The sequence below is a fragment of the Shewanella sp. 1CM18E genome (assembly GCF_023161665.1).
Taxonomy (GTDB): domain Bacteria; phylum Pseudomonadota; class Gammaproteobacteria; order Enterobacterales; family Shewanellaceae; genus Shewanella.
Genome location: NZ_JALNTW010000003.1, coordinates 120,087 through 138,819, shown reverse-complemented (window position 1 = coordinate 138,819; position 18,733 = coordinate 120,087). Strand labels below are relative to the sequence as shown.

General features: G+C 42.9%; 12 protein-coding genes. 9 read left to right on the top strand and 3 right to left on the bottom strand.

The window, feature by feature from the left end:
- Window positions 1-51: 51 nt before the first annotated feature.
- Entirely contained in the window at window positions 52-2,094 is a 2,043-nt protein-coding gene (locus MSG37_RS06160; RefSeq protein WP_248469706.1) for a S9 family peptidase, read from the top strand.
- Window positions 2,095-2,166: 72 nt separating this feature from the next.
- Here MSG37_RS06160 and MSG37_RS06155 read toward each other — a convergent pair whose 3' ends face one another.
- A complete protein-coding gene (locus tag MSG37_RS06155; RefSeq protein ID WP_248469705.1) occupies window positions 2,167-4,002 on the bottom strand; it encodes a carboxypeptidase-like regulatory domain-containing protein in 1,836 nt (611 codons plus the stop codon).
- 432 nt (window positions 4,003-4,434) lie between these two features.
- Here MSG37_RS06155 and MSG37_RS06150 point away from each other — a divergent pair, with 432 nt between their 5' ends.
- Window positions 4,435-8,016 (top strand): hypothetical protein, encoded by a 3,582-nt coding sequence (locus MSG37_RS06150; protein WP_248469704.1) that lies wholly within the window; start codon window positions 4,435-4,437, stop codon window positions 8,014-8,016.
- Window positions 8,017-8,117: 101 nt separating this feature from the next.
- Here the strand turns inward: MSG37_RS06150 and MSG37_RS06145 are convergent, their stop codons facing one another.
- Window positions 8,118-9,443, bottom strand: coding sequence for a hypothetical protein (locus tag MSG37_RS06145; RefSeq protein WP_248469703.1), 1,326 nt, complete (start codon window positions 9,441-9,443; stop codon window positions 8,118-8,120).
- Window positions 9,444-9,790: 347 nt separating this feature from the next.
- Between MSG37_RS06145 and MSG37_RS06140 the strand changes: the two genes are divergently transcribed.
- Window positions 9,791-10,087: a DNA polymerase III subunit epsilon gene (locus tag MSG37_RS06140; RefSeq protein ID WP_248469702.1), complete on the top strand. Its 297-nt coding sequence runs from the start codon at window positions 9,791-9,793 to the stop codon at window positions 10,085-10,087.
- A 100-nt stretch (window positions 10,088-10,187) separates the two neighbouring features.
- On the opposite strand, the gene MSG37_RS06135 is transcribed toward MSG37_RS06140, so the two are convergent.
- A complete protein-coding gene (locus tag MSG37_RS06135) occupies window positions 10,188-11,489 on the bottom strand; it encodes an NAD(P)/FAD-dependent oxidoreductase (protein ID WP_248469701.1) in 1,302 nt (433 codons plus the stop codon).
- A 978-nt stretch (window positions 11,490-12,467) separates the two neighbouring features.
- On the opposite strand from MSG37_RS06135, the gene MSG37_RS06130 reads away from it, so the two are divergent.
- The 6 genes from MSG37_RS06130 to MSG37_RS06105 are packed head-to-tail and all read left to right on the top strand — an operon-like array spanning window position 12,468 to window position 18,722.
- Window positions 12,468-13,376, top strand: coding sequence for a hypothetical protein (locus tag MSG37_RS06130; RefSeq protein WP_248469700.1), 909 nt, complete (start codon window positions 12,468-12,470; stop codon window positions 13,374-13,376).
- A gap of 11 nt (window positions 13,377-13,387) precedes the next feature.
- Window positions 13,388-14,104, top strand: a complete 717-nt coding sequence (locus MSG37_RS06125) for a hypothetical protein (RefSeq protein ID WP_248469699.1) — start codon at window positions 13,388-13,390, stop codon at window positions 14,102-14,104.
- On the top strand, window positions 14,104-15,282 hold the full coding sequence (locus MSG37_RS06120; RefSeq protein ID WP_248469698.1) for a hypothetical protein: 1,179 nt from the start codon (window positions 14,104-14,106) through the stop codon (window positions 15,280-15,282). Before MSG37_RS06125 ends, MSG37_RS06120 begins: the two co-directional genes overlap by 1 nt.
- Window positions 15,264-16,655 (top strand): hypothetical protein, encoded by a 1,392-nt coding sequence (locus MSG37_RS06115; protein ID WP_248469697.1) that lies wholly within the window; start codon window positions 15,264-15,266, stop codon window positions 16,653-16,655. The genes MSG37_RS06120 and MSG37_RS06115 overlap by 19 nt, the downstream gene beginning before the upstream one ends.
- A 23-nt stretch (window positions 16,656-16,678) precedes the next feature.
- Window positions 16,679-17,971, top strand: coding sequence for a hypothetical protein (locus MSG37_RS06110; protein WP_248469696.1), 1,293 nt, complete (start codon window positions 16,679-16,681; stop codon window positions 17,969-17,971).
- The gene (locus tag MSG37_RS06105) at window positions 17,961-18,722 is read left to right on the top strand and encodes a hypothetical protein (RefSeq protein WP_248469695.1); all 762 of its coding nucleotides are present in this window, start codon (window positions 17,961-17,963) and stop codon (window positions 18,720-18,722) included. Before MSG37_RS06110 ends, MSG37_RS06105 begins: the two co-directional genes overlap by 11 nt.
- Window positions 18,723-18,733: the final 11 nt, after the last annotated feature.

Below are 18,733 nucleotides of genomic sequence, written 5' to 3'. Positions count from 1 at the left end.
GCTAAAACACTAATAAAAAACTCAACAAATTGCTCCTAAGGAGAACCACTCGTGAAGAAAGCCGGGATCCTGTTACTGTCTATGCTAATGCCGATGGCAAGTGCCTATGCAGAATCAACTAAACCCCTTTCGGTTGATGTGCTGTGGCAACTAAACCGTATAGGCAGTCCAATTATTTCACCGGACGGCGACAAAGTCGTTGCGCCTGTGACCCAATATGATGTGCCAGAAGACAAAGACTCAACCCAACTTTGGTTGTTTGATAAAGATGGCGATAGCCAGCAAGCACTGACAGCTAAAGGCATGCGTGCAAGCGAAGCCACCTTCTCACCTGATGGTAAAACACTAGCGTTTATCTCTAAGCGTGATGACGATAAAGCCGGCCAAGTATACCTACTACCTATGAATGGACCTGGTGAAGCGCAAAAGCTTACTGAAGTACCAGGCGGCGTATATGGCATGAAGTGGGTGGGTAAACACATTTACTTTATCAGCCGTATTTTCCCGGGTAAGAACTGGGATGAGATGACTGAGCAGCTAAAAGCCGATAAAGACACTAAGGTTTCAGCTCACCAATGGACCGAGCTGCCTTACTCAAGCTTTGACCACTGGATTGATGAAGACCGCGAGGCGCATGTATTTCGTATCCCAGCCAAGGGCGGCGACATTGAGGCTATCACTCAACCACTAAAACACCAGCTACCTCGCTCATCACAAAGCGCCTCAAGCTATGATATTGCGCCAAACGAGCAGTGGATTGCTTTTACCGCCAACGGCTGGGATCAAGCAAAGAAGACCCGCGAAGTTGATCCTAAGATTGATATCTTCTTAGCGAAAATCGGTAGCGGTAAAGCTGAAAACTTAACTCCTGATAACGAAGCGCCAAACAGTAATCCACAGTTTAGCCCTAACAGCAAAACCTTGGCTTATACTCAGCAGTTGATCCATGGTTTTTACGCTGATACATCACGCCTAGTATTAATGGACATGAAAAAGCGTCAGCCTAAAGTGCTTAACGACACTTGGGACCGCTCGGTATCGCGCTTTGGCTGGACTAAAGACAGCAAAGGTTTCTATGCGGCCATTGATGATGCCGCCACGAGCCGTATTTACCACATCAATGCCAAAAACGGCAAAGTAAAAGCGATTACTAAAGACACTAACTTTGGTAAGCCTGTGATGGCAGAAGACGGCACTATCGTTGCTACTAACGACAGCTTCTTGTATCCAGCACGTTTAGTGACCATTAACCCGCGCAATGGCAAAACCACCCGTCTAGATAGCTTTAACGACGATATTCTTGCTGACGTTGATATGGGCACTTATGAGTCGGTAACCTACAAAGGCTATAACGACCAAGACATTCAGATGTGGGTACACTACCCTCCTGGGTTTGATCGCAGCAAGAAGTACCCACTGATGATGCTTATTCACGGTGGTCCACACAATGCGATCTCTGATGGTTTCCACTACCGCTGGAACGCACAAACTTTTGCCTCTTGGGGTTATGTGACGGCATGGCCTAACTTCCACGGTTCAAGCGGCTTTGGTCAAGAGTTTGCAGACAGCATCAACCCTGACTGGAAAAACAAGTCACTAGAAGATGTGCTTAAAGCGGCCGACTGGTTTGAGCAAAAAGACTGGATCGACAGCGAGCGCATGGTAGCAGGTGGTGCAAGTTATGGCGGTTACTTAACTTCGATAATTCTTGGTCAAGAGCATCCGTTTAATGCGCTAATGATCCATGCGGCTGTGTACAACATGTACTCGCAAATGGCGGCTGATTTCTCTGTTCACAGCACCCGTTTTGGCAGCTACTGGGAAAAGCCTGAGATCTACAAGTCAATTTCTCCGCATTACTTTGCAGAGAACTTTAATACGCCAACGTTAGTGATCCACGGTCAGCTTGATTACCGCGTGCCAGTTGGTCAAGGTTTTGAACTGTTCCGTACTCTGCAAACCCGCGGCGTTGAATCAAAGATGATCTACTTCCCAGATGAGAATCACTGGATCATGAAGCCAAACAACTCTATCTATTGGTACAACCAAGTAGAAGATTGGATGACTCGCTTTGCCGAGCCAGGCGGACGTTAATCCATTTAAAATAAGCTATTAGCAACACAAAAAAGGCTGCCCATTGGCAGCCTTTTTAATTGTCACAGCTGATTACTTAGTAACACTAACATCATAAGTTTCTAGATCATCGTAATAATCCCAAGTCACAATGCCATCGCTGTTGCGAATATTAACTCGGATATTAAACTGCTCTACGGCATCTTCCTCTTTAAAAGTGTAACCCACTTCACAGACGCCCCAATCGCTAATCACGCTATCTAACGCACTATGATTACCGCCCTTTTCAAAACGGCACTGCACTACATCATTTTGAGGGTCGCTATAAAGCGCCTTAAGCTGATAAGTATGGCCAACTCGAGCCATTACATCCGTAGCCACGACACCATCAATTAATAAGTTATCAACCATTGCAGGCTTTAACTGAGTATCGAGTGGAATACGGATGTAGACTTCTTCACGTTCATTAAGAAAATCATTATAGGTCAAGTACTGGATTTCATAGGTGTAGTGAGGGTAAGCGCTATCGGCTTCAAATAGGAAGCTGTCACCCTTTGGTAGCTCGGCTGTACTGTCTTTTCTACCAACTACGTGAAACTCCGTAATACGCTCATCAGGGCCTGTCACCTCGATATCAATCTGCACACTACCATCAATTGCAATCGGCTTTTGCACTTCAACCTGCATATAAGTTGAGTCTGGTGGGTTATTAAACACTTCCTCACCAACAGTAACCGTTTCCACTTCTAGCTCTTCAGTTTCGACGTAATCCGCCATCATAAACTGAGCACCAAACATAACATCAGTCATGCCGTTTAAGCCAAAAAAGCCGTCGTCGTTACTTAACTCTGCCATAATAGACACCATGTATTCATCGGCGTCTTTTGCGGTAATCGTATGCTGGTATTGATAAACTCCACTTCCGGTAACAACTTCTTCAGTACCAAGATCAGAATCAACGTTAAACTTACCAACGACAGGACGATTATTAGGATCTTCAACCGTCACTTCTACCCATACACTATCACCTACCGCATATTCAGTTTCAATGTCGCTCGAATACCAAGAGAAGTCCTGCCAGAAACCTTTTTGATGGGATTCATTATTGACATTAACCTGCGTAATGATCGGATCTTGGTGCATTCTGAACGCGCCAATCGAATCATCAAATTCTTCAATCTCAACAATAGTGCGAGTCCAAATATTAGAGCCATCTAGGGCGACATCGTCAGCTTTTAAGGTGTAACTGCCGGTTGGAATGCGCTCAAATGAGAACTTACCGTTGTCATCGGTAATGGTTTCAAACTCACCATATTTACCTTGCAGCAATACTTTAACGCCTGCAAGCGATACACCATCGCTATCGGTATAAGAAAAGTCTGGCTCGCCATCACCATCAATATCGATTAAACGATCTGCGACCATGTCGCCATCAACATCGATATTTAAATCACTAATACCATCAAAATCTTTATCGATATTTATGTCTGCTTTGGCGTCACAAGTCATATCAACGTTTAGGTAAATCCCCTCACGAGAAGTCAGTATGTTTAACTCTGTTAACTTGTCGCCATTAAGGTCGATATTGAAGTAAAGATTACCTTTATCGTCAGTTAGGTTGGTATCTGCAACACCATCGTTATTGTAATCTTGGTTATATAAGCTCGGATTAACCAAACTGTTATAAGCATCGCCACATACATGCCAAGTATCTAACTCAGCTTCACCTTGCTCGCCGTTTTCAGCACTGTAATTGCTACCGCGACGCGAGTTAACTCTCGCAAGAGCCTTATCATCAAACAAATAGGCATCTGCAACCACAGAGCCCAACACTTGGCCGCCAGATGGCTCTGACTCACTGCTTCCACCACCGCCACACGCCGATAGCACAGATAGCGCTAGCGGAACTAAAAGGAATTTTTTAATCATGATTGCTCACAAAAAGTATATAAATAAGCCGCTTGCTTTAAATGAATAGAATAGGCAATCAGCGAAGAATTAATTAGGGCGCGGGATTATATACAGTAAATGGGCGGTGTAGCAGATAGCAGTTATTAAATTTCTAAGGGTGGTCTCATTTTTTATAATACTTTTGTTAGCGCTTTTATCAAGCTCATCTACAAACTTGCTAATCACTAGTCGCGCTCATTAAAAGCAAGATTTAAGCTCAAGATAGTTAACTGTTAATCCATTTTATAACCGCCCTTCATTCTAAAATCAGCAACACCCACCAAAAACAAGTTCGCAACAACTTTTACACGATGATAACTGCGATAAAAAAAGCAATAAGTTATCCTCGGAGGCATCTCAATATTGAATCCATAACCAATGGATTTCATTCAGTTTTAACAGGACGTTAGTATGGACACATTTAGCCAACTACAAGTTATCGAGTTTAATCGCCACAGCCCTGCCAGTATCGAGCAAGCTTTGCAAAGCTATCAAGCTCAATTAGAAGCGCATCAAGCCTTTGATAGAGGTGGTCGATTAAACTTGATGTTTATGGATAACAGCAATGGCACGCGTGAGCACCTGCAGTTGGACATGCTACAAGATCAGCAACTAGTAATGGCAGCACTCTCACTCAATCCTGATGGCGGCCACTTAAGTAGTTATGTTGTAAGTAATGAACGTCTGCTGTATCTATCTGAAACCCTATTATTTGCCCTAGCCATTGAGCATGAGTCGCTTTACCCACAGCTGCGTAAGACTGCGCAAGCCATAGTCAACCATGCCCGCTTTGAAAACGACACCAGTAAGATGTGGCTCGATGACACTCGAGTATTTGGCGCAGAACCCCTGTATATGATGGCGGCTAAAGACGCTAATGACGCCGTTTATTTAGCGCAGTTTTTTATCCCATACTGGGACGATGAACATGCAGTGGGCTATGGCGATATGATGTTAGGCCTACTCAGAAAACATGGTTGGTGCGAGGCGATGATTAACGCCTTTATCTGGTGTGATAATCACAGCTTTAGGTTCGCTTTTTACGGCAGTGACTGGGAGCAACCTGCACCAAGGTACCAGCCACTTGGGGATTATTTAAAAGCCAATCCTGATAAATACCCGCGTTTTATTGAGTTAGTAAAGCAGCGCTTTCATGCTCAGCCCGCACTGGTTTATAGCCAACATGATTCGCTGGAAGAACAAAAGCCGATCCTCAATTTATACCTCACCCTAATTGCCGAATGCTGTGGTCAAGACAGTGAAGAAATGGACAGTGAGCTGGCTGAACATTTCATTAATGATAGCCTTGAAAATGAAGCGATTAATTTACAAAACCAACTAAAGCAAGAGCTTAATGGTAAACTCAATTGTTACGCAGGCAGTATTGCCCAACAACGAAAGCTACGAATTGAGCGCGCAGAGCGTAAAGAGGCACGCGATAAGTATTTAGGCGGACTTAAAATGGTCAGCGAATTTATGCTGAGCCTTGAAAATAGCCATGCCTTGCTCTCCTATATCTCTGCAGGCGCAAATCCGCAGATCCTTGATGATATTGAATGCTTTAACATCGTTCCTCACAGTGAAAAGCACGCATTAACCTTTTTTGAAGCCATCCAAGAGTCTTGCTGGGATATGGACGACTTTGACCATGTGCGCGATAACTTCCATGAAGTGATGGAGCACCTAGCAAAAGATTTGCTACAAGATAATGATGAGGACATGAGCGAAGCTGCAATCAATGGCTTTATCAGCCGAGTCAACGCTAGTGCAGATACGCATTGTAATGATACGGAGCAGGCATCGGCTAATACTCAGCCTGAAAGCCAAGTGCGTAGTGCCCAAACCATGCTGCGTTTTGTTGATATTTTCTATCGTTTATTCGGCCAGCAACCTTTTGATGACGAGCTATGCGATATGCTTACAGGAGAGTCGGTATATCAGGCAATTATCAGTGTTGAAGACTATTACGCTCGCTTTATGCCTATCGACGCGACACCGAAACTTGACTCTGGCGTAAGTCGAACAGAGCAAAAAGCGCTTGAAAGTCTGCTCGATGAATATACTGACATAGACTACACCCCTGTCACTGCCGAGATGCTTAAGCAAACCGATGAACTATTTGCTAATCGCGCCTGCCTAAATTGCCAAGACTGGCCCGAGGATGAACTCGGCATCGATACACTTTGCGCCTACCTGCTGTTGCAAGATACGCTGAACAATATCAAAGATGATTACACCCAAGCGTTACATGTAAGGCTAAATGGCGTATTCGAGCGAGCCGTTAACTTGATGCTCGAAAATACCGATATTTTAGGCGAGGGGCCCTTTGATGAAAAAGGCTTAAACGACGGTGAACAAGCACAAGTCAAAGCTTACTTTACCGAGGCAAAGCCTGAGCTCAATCAACTGCAGATGATTCAGCTATTAAACCAACATCTTTATGGTCAAGATATCTGCCGCCAAGCATTTTTATATTTTCCTAAAATTAGCCCAATGCAAAAGAGCTATAAGTTTTTAGATGACTATAATGATGACTATCAACGGGTGATCCTAAGTTGCTTATGGCTAAAACAACTCGACATTCCTGAAGCCATTAATGCTGAGCGGATTTGGCAACTGCTGATCACCATGGCACCGATCAGAGTCGTGCATGTTATTGCTAAGGCCTATAGCGAACATAGCCGCAAGCTGAGATTTGACTCAGCTATCGATGAGCAACACTTTTTCGATATGTTAAACAGCCATGGCATAGATAAAGCCTTTACTTTGGCCTACCAGGTTGAGCAATTTAGCGCTAGCTCGTCTCGCACTGAAGATTACATAAACTTAGTCGAGTTAATGGGTGAGCTAGATAATGAGCAGCAAGGCATAATGGCCGCGGCAAGGCGCAATGATGCTAAGGCGTTACTCCGCGGGTTAGATTACAGCTACCAACCAACAAAGCTCGAGTTTCACAAACATGTGGCGATGCGCTTCCCAAGCATGCCTTTTGCACTTGATAACCAGCTAAAGCAATGCCTAGCCGACTTTATTAAGCTTAATCAAAACTCGTGGGAAGAGGTGATTGCCAGCAAGTTTAGCGACAATGTGATCTTCTCTGACTTTGTCACTGACGAGGCTGAACTGCCTAAAAAATTGCGCTTTCAGGTCAAATTGCACCCTAACGCCGATCTAAGCCAAAGCCGTAAAAACGATAGAATGGATTGGATCTACACAGTGGTCTTGCAGCAGGTTGGCGATGAGTTACTGGTTCTTGTGGCAGACAAAGACGCTTTTAAAGACGGAAATTTTTACGTTGGCGGCCAGATTGTGATCCTCGATGACAAAATAGACGCCCAAAGCGTGATTGATGCGGTAAAAAACCTACCGACTCCTGAAGAACGCCAAAACCAAGTTAACCAAAACCTATGGGCATATCTGCAAGGCGAGCTCGATTATGCCGAGTTTGCACCGCAGTTTAACCAGTATGTGAGCTATGAAACCACTGTCAGTCTAAAAGAGTATCGCAGCCACTCACTGAGCCAATATATATGGCTACTGGATGATGAACGTTGCGGCCGCTTAGTTCAGTTATTGGCAAATCACAGTTATCGCGCTTATAAAGTGATAACAGACGGGCTAGTCACAGGTTACATGGACATGCTTGCCCTGCAAGGAAAGATGGACTTAGCGACTCGCTTAGAATGCGATGAGGATGATTATGAAGAGGCGGCTTATCAAGCGCTACTTGATTGGTTGTTTAGCCAAAACGTTAAACCTGAATACCTACTGCTATATATGATTAAAAATTATCGCCCATGCATGGGAAAATACATTATCGCCATGGCACAACGTGATGAACTAAAACCTTTACTGCCATTTTTGCGTATCGAATCTAAAGCTGAGTTAGTGGATATTCTTGCTAAACAAGCTGGTGGAAATGAGTTTATGACTTTGTTCGCTAAAGAGAAGTCACGCAAGATCCGTGACAAGGTTGAGGCTGCATTGAGCTAATCCACTTAGATAAAATCCTTAAACGAATGAGCTTTACCACTTCAATGATGTAACTAAAAGCGCTAGTCCATTTTTTGCTAGCGCTTTTTATCATTCCAATACTAGTTAATCGGTCTATCATTAATCAATCTAGGCTCTGGGAAAATCGGAATTTCAAGCGCATCCGGCAGGTTTGGTAGCAAAATAAGCACTTCCTCGCGACCAATGGAAGCCTCTACAAATTTCCAGGTTTGACCGATATCTTTAGAGAGCCCAATCAAAGCCGTCTCTGCAACAGCATCGCCTATAGGCGAGCTCATATTGATCTCAATAGGCAAGTAAACGTAATACTCGTCCACCTCCTCTTGCAGAAACATTTTTGTCGGTTCGTTGAATATCGTCGAGACCTGCTTAATACCTTCACTCAACAACTGCTGCGATAAAGCAGCCATTCCCCTTTTAAATGCAGCTTCACCGCCGGCATACTCAATCACGTAGCTAAAGGCAAAGCGCATATAAGTGTCGTAATCCTTATCGATAATAGACTGCTGCATAACCTTAGCTTCAGTTAGGGCCTTTTCAGCAATGAGTTCACCATTTTGGGCGAAATATTTTTGCTCTCCAGTAGGTTGCCTAGCAGCCACTGTCGTTTCCCACTTAACTGCCCCGTTAGGCCAAAACTCCTGATGCATGCCATTACCATTTTCATCAAGCAATGTCTTTTCTTGCAGCCCACCATCTTTAAAATAGCGCTCATTCACACCAATCAACTCACCATCTAAGTAATTGCGCAAAGTGTCCAAGTGACCATCGAAGTCATAGCTCTTAAATGTCCCCTGCTTTACTCCATCTTCAAAATAACCCTCTTCTAGGAGTAGGCCATCTTCAGAAAACATCTTTTGCACACCACTAGGATGGTGAGAATCGAATCTTAAGCTGCCGTCATCAAAAAATATCTGCCAATGGCCCACCTTATCGCCATCAAGCTTATAGCCCCGACTCTGCAGCTGACCATTTTCATAAAAGTTCTCCTCTAACACTGGCTTAGGTTTGACCTTAGGAGGTACCGGAAAGTCTGCAGTTTTGATGGCAACGTTAATATGAATACTCTCGCCTCTTTCACGCTCCGATTCAGGCAAAGTCTCCATAACCACAAGTAGCGCTTCCATCGAACGCTGTAACTGCTCTGTGGCTATGGCGTCAAACTCTGGTGACCCGCTCGACTCGCTCACCTTAGTGTGCATCTTGCCGCCCGTGTCATAATCCACCGCCACAACCACTTTTAATTGGCTGAATTCGGGGTTAGCCTGTGTCTCTTTCTCTGCCAACCCCAAGCTTAAATTGAAACAAGAATTGAAGGTGTCACACTCAATAGGAGGGGAAGTATCACTGCAAGCAGACAACAGCAAAGCTGCCGTAAAACTGGCTATAATCAGTATTTTTTTCATGGAGTTATAGACTCACTAAAGAGGTTTAGGGCGTGCTAGATGAAAACTCAAATTTGAGTTATATCAGTATCTCTTATGAGGGACAGCTCACAGACGATACTCAACATAATAAGTTACAAGTCAAAAGCAATGAAATCAAGTGACTAAATAAATGACTAAATCAAAAACACCAAAACTTAGCCATTTATTACTGTGAGCCAAAAACCTAACTAAAGTTAGATAGCATGGGGTTCACTTCACGTATTATGCTAAAATCCCCTATCAGCTCTATGAATGTGCACCCAATCTCATTTGTTTGACTGAAGGTAGTCAAATCCTACCGAAATAAACTGATGAGGATACAAGATATGAAAAAATTAAACGCAGAACAACGCAAGGCTCGAGATAACGAACGCTTTGCACAACGGGTAGATGAACGCAGAACCAAGGGCGAAGATGTTGTTGCTTACGCACTTTCCAATGCAAAAGCCTATAAGTTTCTGACTAAACCAGAGAGATACGAGCTTAAGCAAAGACAAGCAGCTCTGCTCAATGAAGTGAAATTATCAGCAGAAGAAAAGCTTAAACTTAGACAAGAGCAAGAGTTGCAGCAAATTGAAGCGACATTTGATACCGACGAAGACGGCTCAGCGTCGAACAACTAAAGCTCTGCAAACTTAGCTTGGTAAAAATAGAGCTAAAACAGTAAATAAAAAAAGGGAAGTTAAACTAACTTCCCTTTTTATTACTTTAACTTATTACACATTAATGCAGTTTCATACGTGGGCGCACTACTCGCATTACTTTCTCTGCACACCACAGAGCGATCGTTTTAAAAGTGCCATGAATCGCTTGCTGATGCATACGATATAGCGAGATATACACTAAACGCGCGATCTTGCCCTCAACAAACATACTGCTTTTAGTTAAGTTCCCCATCAAGCTACCCACAGTGCTATAACGTGATAAGTTTACTAATGAACCATGATCGACATACACATAGTCGATTAACGGCTCACCTTTAAGCTCATTGAGAATATTTTTCTCAACACACTCGGCCATTTGGTGTGCGGACTGCGCACGCGGCGGCACAAAGCTACCATCAGCTTGTTGGCAAGCGCAGCAATCACCAATCACGTAAATATCATCGCTCACCGTACTGAGCAGAGTTGGTTTAACCATGATTTGGTTGGCGCGGTTAAGCTCAAACAGGCCAATATCTTTGATAAAGTCAGGTGCTTTTACCCCTGCAGCCCAAAGCATAATATTGGCTTCAATCAGCTTACCTTCAGAAGTCACAAAGCCTGCAGCAGTCGCTTCGCTAATGCGGGTATTTTCCATCACATTAACCCCAAGCTTACTGAGTTCTATTCTTGCTGAAGTCGCAATACGCTCAGGTAGTGCCGGTAAAATACGCTCACCCGCTTCAATCAAGTGAATATTAAGCTTATCGGCGGTCATCTTACTTAAGCCGTAAACTTTAAGCATGTCAGTCACATGGTAGAGCTCAGCCGACAATTCAACACCGGTTGCGCCACCGCCCACAATGGCAATATTAAGCTCATTGATGCTTTCTGACTGATGCACGCGGGTAAAGCTGTCTAACAGAGCATTATGGAAACGATTAGCTTGCTGGTGTGAGTCTAAGAAGAAGCTATTCTCTTTAACGCCCGGAGTATTAAAGTCATTACTAACACTGCCGATAGCAATCACTAATTTGTCATACTGAATTTGGCGCTCAGGTAACATGACCTTACCCGCTTCATCAACAATCGGCGCGACCGAAATTGACTGAGTAGCCTCATCTAAGCCGCAAAAGGTACCAAGCTGAAATTGATAACCATGTTTAGCTGCATGAGCTGAATAAACCACGCCATCTAGCGCAGAATCAAGTGAACCAGTGGCGACCTCATGCAATAAAGGCTTCCAAATATGAGTTCGATTTCTGTCGACTAGAATAATCTGGGCTAAGTTCTTTTTCCCCAGTTTATGACCCAATTGGGTCGCCAACTCCAAACCACCAGCACCACCACCAACAATCACAATTTTTGGATTTGCCGATCTCATTATTTGATTCCTCACAAGGAGCTACTATCTTGGTCCACTATGGCTGCAATAGAGCTAGATACTAATTTAACGTTCACTGTTTTAATGATCATATGTTGACGCAAAACATGACCTAAGTCACGTTGAATAAATTCAATTTATTGATAAATATCAGTTGATTTAACTACCCCAACCATAAATAGCAACATAAAAACTAACCATAAGATACCAATCAAGCCATATTGCACACATTAAATAACACCCCATATTCTAGAGTATCGAAGCGACACTAGCTATCAATGAATAATAGCGCTCAAGTTAGCCGCAACACTTCTAAACATATCCTATTACCATCACTTCAGATTTACCCCATCCTTAAACGATTCTCCTCCATTAATGAACATAGTAGCCTTCAGCGAAGCTAAATTCACTTAGTTAGCTCCACAGTCTAGTGAAGCCCTCATAAATAAAATATTTAAAAGAGTAATTAATTAACCGACTTATTTAATTAGCAGATATTTATAACCCGACCAATTATATCTAAAAAATAGATACCCAACAAAATACAAATCCCATCTATCCAATTAAAAGATATTTAAATTCCAAGCGTGACATAACCAAAAAACACATAACCCAAAAAAAATATAAATTCAAAACAATTAAAAAGTCACGCTATATTTAATCCACATGCTCACCATCACAGTTTTAGCAAAAATCATTACAGGCAACCATGACTAATTATTCACAAAAACGAATAAAGCTGCCAATTATAAGTATAAAAACAAAAAGCGTTGAATTAGACAATCACCCCAGAAAAATCATGACTTCACTATATTAAAAGCCAATATAACGAAAGCAACAACAGCCCCTTTCCCGACAACACTAATCGATTATTTTGACTAGAAGTACAAGCAAACCAACTTTCAATAAAAATAAATACAATTGAAATATAGATAGCATTTTCGTATTTTATAAAAAATAACAAAATCTTATTAAGTTATGAAGTCGCTAATTAAGACTTTTCTTACTCTACAATTAATACTAACCCTAAGCATTGCAAAGAGTGCTCATGCTAGTGACACATACCTAACAATTAAAGGGTATGGCAATGATCAAAGAAGTGCAGAAATTGATGCAAAACAACAATTAGCATTGCAGCTATATAGCAAGGTAGAAGTCACTGAAAAAAGCCAGCAAGAAAAAGCAGATAATATTGTTACTTCTAGCTACTCCCTTAATTCAAGCATTAATTCTCTGCCTGTGGAAATCAGTAACATGGAATTAGTTAGCCAAAGTTGTGAGCAACAGCCTTGTAAATATCAGTTTAGAATAAATAAAACGATGTGGGGCAGGAAATTACTAAATGATATCAACCACAATCATTTACTAGCCGCAGACTTATTAGCGAGCCAAGGCTTCTCATGGCAAGATCTAAACCGTTTAAATAAGGCTTACAACTTACTTTTTAAAGCACAGAATGCCATTACTCTTGTACCAAGCTTGATTGAAACAAACCTTGTTCCTTTAAACAAAACTCATTTAAGTTTAGAACGAACATTAAACAATCAGGCTCAGAGTATTAGTGTAGCAATTTCCTCTTCGCCAGATTTATTTGCATCAACAGTAAAATCGACATTAGCACAATCATTAATGGTTTCTGCAGATGCACATATTACGCTTTATATCAAAACTCAAACTCAGCACGGTAAACGAGGGCAGAAATTTATCGCTAAGCAGACTCTATGGTTACAGTTCTTTGAAGCCAGTAACCCCAGCTTAGCCGTTAGTCAAAAGATACTTACCGCAATAGGTCAGTCGCCAAATAGCGCAGAGTCAGCTCAGAATGCCGCACAACAAAAAATAATTAATACCATAAACAATAAATCAATATTTACATTGCTACATTAAAGGACATAACAATGTTTAAAAAAACCATCCTTGCAGGTCTAATGCTTTCTTTTATCTCTGGCTGTGCTTCTATCACTGGTACAGAATCATCTACAGCTGATCGCGCTCAAATGAAAGTAGAGCTAACCGAGACCTGCGTCACTCTTGGTGATAAGTACACACCTGTTTCTTATGCCGTCGATAAAGCATCAAAGGTTATGGTGTCAATTCAAGAGCGCCAATGTGCAGTATTTAATAGCTACTCGACTCTAGCTGCAAAGCATGCTGATGTAGCAGGTTTCTTAGCCGTTAACGCAGACAAGTCTGACGAAGAACTGCTTATTGCGATGAACGACTTTGATGCGGCAAAACCTGAAAATAAAAAAATCCGCCCTCAAGTAGAAGCCTACCAACAAGCCTCTGATGACATCTTTGATGAAAACCTAGTACTTGCTGCCGATATTACCCTGCAAGTTGCTGAAATCGCCTACATTGCTTCCCAAAATGCTACGGCTATCGCTTACGATGCGACAGGAGGCGCCCTTGATAGCGTGCTTAAGTTTGGTTCAAACGAATCAAAAGAAGAAGGCGAAGCTGAAGAGATCGTACCTATCGTTGAAGCATACAATGAGCTAAAAGCACGCTCAGAGCTTGCTCTTGATGCCAATACTTTAATCTCTATGGATCAAGACACTATCGAGCAATTAAAAAACCTAGATAAAGTGTTAGCAGAGAAAGTGAAAGCATAATGAAGCTGACTAAAGTAGCTTGTTTAGTAGCTATAGGTATCGCCATCACGGGCTGCCAGAGCACTAAGGTCTCCCAGACACATTCAGTTGAAAGTAATGCCGGAAACTCGTCACTGATTATCGGCAAATCTGCCCATGATTTTGAGAGCAGTGACATTGAGGTGCCTGCATACTTCAACACCCAAGGCTTGCAGTTTTGCTCTTATGAAGCAGAAGAAAAAGATAGTCGCTGCCCTTTAGCCAAGAAGACCATTCGTCTCTATTTCGGTGATGTGCAAACTGATGTCAGCGAGAACTTGCAAGGTACGTCTGCAGATGTATTTAATGCGATGCATTCAAGTATCGGCCAGTTTCAAAGCAAAGCACTAGAAAACACACTTGAAAACCAATTTGCAGGCGTTAACCGCTTCCGCATTTTGACTCGAGATACGGATTCTGTGAATGCCGCGATGGGAGAGATCCTTGCTGATGAGGGCGCAGTTAATGTTGCTAAAAAGGCCAGCAGTAAGAGCAAACTATCTACGGATTACATCATAAAAGTCGATGTGCTCAAAACAGGCGACATGCTGTTTGGCTCAACTCAATCCTTATTCCAAACCTCAATGGAAATATCGACCGGTGTAATCGATCCTTATACCCGGGAAAAATTGAGCTACCCAAATATTGGCAAAATCCGCGTCTCTAACTTCGATGTGCGAGAAAAAAGCAGTTATACCACTGTCATTGCTAACGGCGAATACTACCGTGGTTTTAACTACACCAGCGGCAAGGATGTTGAATCGGTATTAAACGAGATGTCATCGCGTAGCTTCGACATCATGCTTACCCGACTACTCAAAGAGATGCCAGCCACTGCACAAGTGATGGGGATCAAAGGAGACCGTATCTCATTAGACCGCGGTCAAAATGCGGGTGTGTTACCCAATGAAACAATGGTGGTGTTTGAATATAGCGCAGGATTTGTTGAACCAATTGGTGTCGCAACCGTTAACCCAAGCATGCAAAGTGCTCAAGGCAAAATTATCCGTTGGAAAGACAGTAATCTTGCTGAGCAGGTACGCGATGAAGCGGAAACAGGCATCTATCGTCCAGACCATCAACGCCGCCTCTTTGCCGTCAGTGTAGGGGTACCAATTGAGTTTATGAAGGAACGTAGTACATGGGTACAAAAAGGTTAACTCAAGGCTTCACCCTCAGTACCTTATTTGTATGCCTGTCTGCTTCAGCATTAGAGCTAGATAAGAGCCAGCCTTCGCTGGCTCTTGTTGAACAAGGCTGTGCATATGGACGTGGAGCTTTAGCAATAGAGGCAGCAAAGGCGCAAGCTTTAAATAATCTGCGCTTATTTCTGTTAGGCGAAACTTCATTCTCATTCTCTACTGACGACTCTCAACTGTTTGACGAACAATATAATCAACAGAACCGAGAGTTGTTGGTGTCGGGTATTACCCAAGGCACTATTCGAGCTAACTATGATCAACCTGAAATTCAGGGTGATGATACATGCATAACAGTGCGTCTGACTCCCCCCACTGCTCAAGCTCAAGAAAGCGAGCAAGATGTTGTCTGGGATTCGGAGCCAACAATGTCTGTCGTTGTTGTTGGAGAAGGAAAAAGCAAAGCGGGTCTAACTGCTCGCCAAGCCGCTGAGCAAGATGCATTTCAACGTGCTGTAAGTCAGGTTCTTGGAGTGATGGTTAAGTCTGGCTTTATGCAGCAATCGAGCTCAAATATGTCGGCATCTGCGAACTCTGATGACTTTAATATGCAAGAGGTGGCAACACAGTCTCTCTCTTTGCAAACTCAAGGGCTAATAAGCCACTGGAATGAAGTCAGCTCATTGCAATTACCAGACGGTACATTGACAGTCACCCTAGATATTACTGTTGAGAAAAAGCGTATCGAAGAAAAAGTGGCTGAGCTAATAACAAGTCTTGGACAACCCACCGTTTACATTGATGCTAAGCTTCCCATTGTAAAGCAAACCTTTACCGATGCGCTGGCCTCCATGGGATTCAATCTATCTGAGTCACCTGCTGCGGCGAGTATCATTCTGCAGGTTTTAGAAAACGAAAAGATAACCCCTTCTGGGCTACAACTTGAACTTAGAGCAAGTGTAGTCGACCGTGCTGGTAACCAATATGGTGTCTGGCGGAACGACCCAACCTTTTTAACGTTGCCAAACCAGCCCGACATGCTCAATGAGTTGGCCTCAGTCCATCTGGCTTTAGAAGACAATCAGCAAGCACTCAAACAGCAGCTACATGATTCTGTTCATAAGATGGCGATGCGAGGTGGTCCAGTCCGTGAATTGATTTTGTCGGAGAAAGCAGCAGGTAAGCATGGTCAGCTTTATACCTTACTTAGCGCAATCAATGGTGTTTCAGATATAAAAATTAATGCTGAATCCGGCAGAGTCATAGTGCAGCTTAGATCGTTAAATAACGCAAACGACTTAGCCCAATACATAGAGCCATCATTACGCATTCACCAGCCACAATACCAAACAAAACTCAGCGTACTTAATGAATACCAAATTCAGGTACTGTAAGCCCATAAAGGATATATTTTTTCATGTTTAAAAAAACGCTCGTGTCATTAGTATTAGCAAGTGTCTTAGGCTCTGCCCATGCCAGTGTTGATTTTGACCTCAACGATCTCGTGCCTGCAACAAATGAAGATCAAGCGCAAACCGTTGATACTTCAGATGTCAAAGAAGTTGATGGTTTAGTGGTTGCAACTGACGCAAAGGCTGCCGTGTTAGTTGCCCATAAAAGCCTCATTGAAGATGACGGCGACGGCGTGAAAATGATTGCTGTTAGCTCTGGAGTCGGCATCCTTTCTACAGGTTCTGCAAGCTACGAAACCTACGAAAACCGTAATGCGTCACTATTATCAAAACGTGCTGCTTATACCAAAGCCTTCCAAATTGCGAAGAAGCAGTTAGTGGAGAATATGGAAGGCATGAGCAATGCATGCGCCACTGTCGTTACCGAGGTGACGGACATGATTGATACGGGCACAGAAAGTGCAGCCAACACCCACAGTTTCACCAGTGATAATTGTGCAGAGTCGGTTAAAGGCGCTTTAGTTGGTTATGTCACCTTCGATGTTTTTGACGATCCAACAGAAAAAATGGTGCGCGTAAGTTTAATCTCGACGCCAAAAACCCGTGAGCAAACCAAACGTCAAGTGGGTGCCTTAACCCAAACAACTGAACCTAATATCATCTTTAAGCAAATTATCAATGATCTACAAGCTGGTGTGATGCCTCCTGTTGGCGCGAAAGTGATTACTAACGCTGATACAGGTGAGTCATTTGTACTTGGTTTTGGTTCCTCTATTATTCGTGAAAATAGAAGCAAGAATATTCAACGTAAATTATTGAGCGCTTCCAAATCACAAGCACAGGCTAAGGCGCGTAACAGCTTGATCTCTGTGATGCAAGGTGAAGAAGTATACTGGCAAGGTGGCTTTGCTGAAAACCAAGTTGAGAAGAATGAACAGTTCGAATACGAACCTGACAATATCAACCCTGCCGATGCTACGGTACTTGCAGAAGATAAGCATACTTTCCTCAATAATATGAAAACATCAGACTCATACAAGTCATTTGCAGCAGGTAAAGTTCCAGCGGGTGTGTCTGTTAAAACATTTACGAGTTCCGATGGTAACTGGTCTCTTGCCGTAGCCGTTTATGCTCCTTCATTAGAGGCTGCAGCCAAAAAAGCATCGGCAGAAAATAAACAGAGATTAAGAGAAGGTAATGTTGGTAGTACTCATAAGGTCAACACAACTGGTGGCCTAACCGAAGCTGAAAGTTCGCAAGGCCCTTCAGGTCAGGTAAGCCGTATCAATGAGCTGTAAATCTTTTGGGTTGTTGCTGGCAAGCTTAATAAGCTTGCCAGCAATGGCAAATCAAGCCAACAGCTGGGAGTTTTCAGGTACCCGTTATCAGGTTAGTGGGGAATCCCCCTTTTACTCAGCCTCTATTGAGCGTGAAAGAGCCCTAAAACCCGCTCAAATGAAAAGTCTCTGCCGTAAAGGACTCGCATTACCCTTACGTGCAAAATATGAGAATAAGTTGATAGCTGCCCAGCTAATTAAGGCCCCCTTCTCTGACTGGCCTATGATCAATCTACAATTCGAACTTGATAACATTCAATACCATAATGTGACAAACCTAACAGCCTCTTGTTCAGCAACCATTATTGACAGTGGCAAATCAACTAACTTAGCAAGAACCGGATTAAGTTATGCCATTGCTTATTACACTACTCAGCAATATGCAGCCATTAAACCCCTATTGCCGTATTTGATAAAGGAGCCAGTGGTATCCATGGATGGGGCCAGCATGATAACTCTCTTACTTCAACAACAAGCTCCTGTTAAAGCAGAGGCTTATTTTGACAAGTATGTTGATATCACCAAAGTCGAAAGCAACGACATCAAGTTATGGCTAGCCCAATGGAAAATGCAACAAGAACAACTCACAACGAGCCTAGCTATCGTTGAGTTATGTAAAAGCTCGAATTGCCAACAACTGGCCAATGATATCCATGATGCCATAGATAAGCTTGAGCGAGCTTCCGCCGATGACTTGTCGTCCTATTTTTAATTCTTGCCACG

Coding starts and splice junctions, on each gene's coding strand:
- MSG37_RS06155 (WP_248469705.1), bottom strand. CDS start 4,002: ATGATTAAAAAATTCCTTTTAGTTCCGCTAGCGCTATCTGTGCTATCG.
- MSG37_RS06125 (WP_248469699.1), top strand. CDS start 13,388: ATGTTTAAAAAAACCATCCTTGCAGGTCTAATGCTTTCTTTTATCTCT.
- MSG37_RS06135 (WP_248469701.1), bottom strand. CDS start 11,489: ATGAGATCGGCAAATCCAAAAATTGTGATTGTTGGTGGTGGTGCTGGT.
- MSG37_RS06105 (WP_248469695.1), top strand. CDS start 17,961: ATGAGCTGTAAATCTTTTGGGTTGTTGCTGGCAAGCTTAATAAGCTTG.
- MSG37_RS06140 (WP_248469702.1), top strand. CDS start 9,791: ATGAAAAAATTAAACGCAGAACAACGCAAGGCTCGAGATAACGAACGC.
- MSG37_RS06145 (WP_248469703.1), bottom strand. CDS start 9,443: ATGAAAAAAATACTGATTATAGCCAGTTTTACGGCAGCTTTGCTGTTG.
- MSG37_RS06110 (WP_248469696.1), top strand. CDS start 16,679: ATGTTTAAAAAAACGCTCGTGTCATTAGTATTAGCAAGTGTCTTAGGC.
- MSG37_RS06150 (WP_248469704.1), top strand. CDS start 4,435: ATGGACACATTTAGCCAACTACAAGTTATCGAGTTTAATCGCCACAGC.
- MSG37_RS06115 (WP_248469697.1), top strand. CDS start 15,264: ATGGGTACAAAAAGGTTAACTCAAGGCTTCACCCTCAGTACCTTATTT.
- MSG37_RS06120 (WP_248469698.1), top strand. CDS start 14,104: ATGAAGCTGACTAAAGTAGCTTGTTTAGTAGCTATAGGTATCGCCATC.
- MSG37_RS06130 (WP_248469700.1), top strand. CDS start 12,468: ATGAAGTCGCTAATTAAGACTTTTCTTACTCTACAATTAATACTAACC.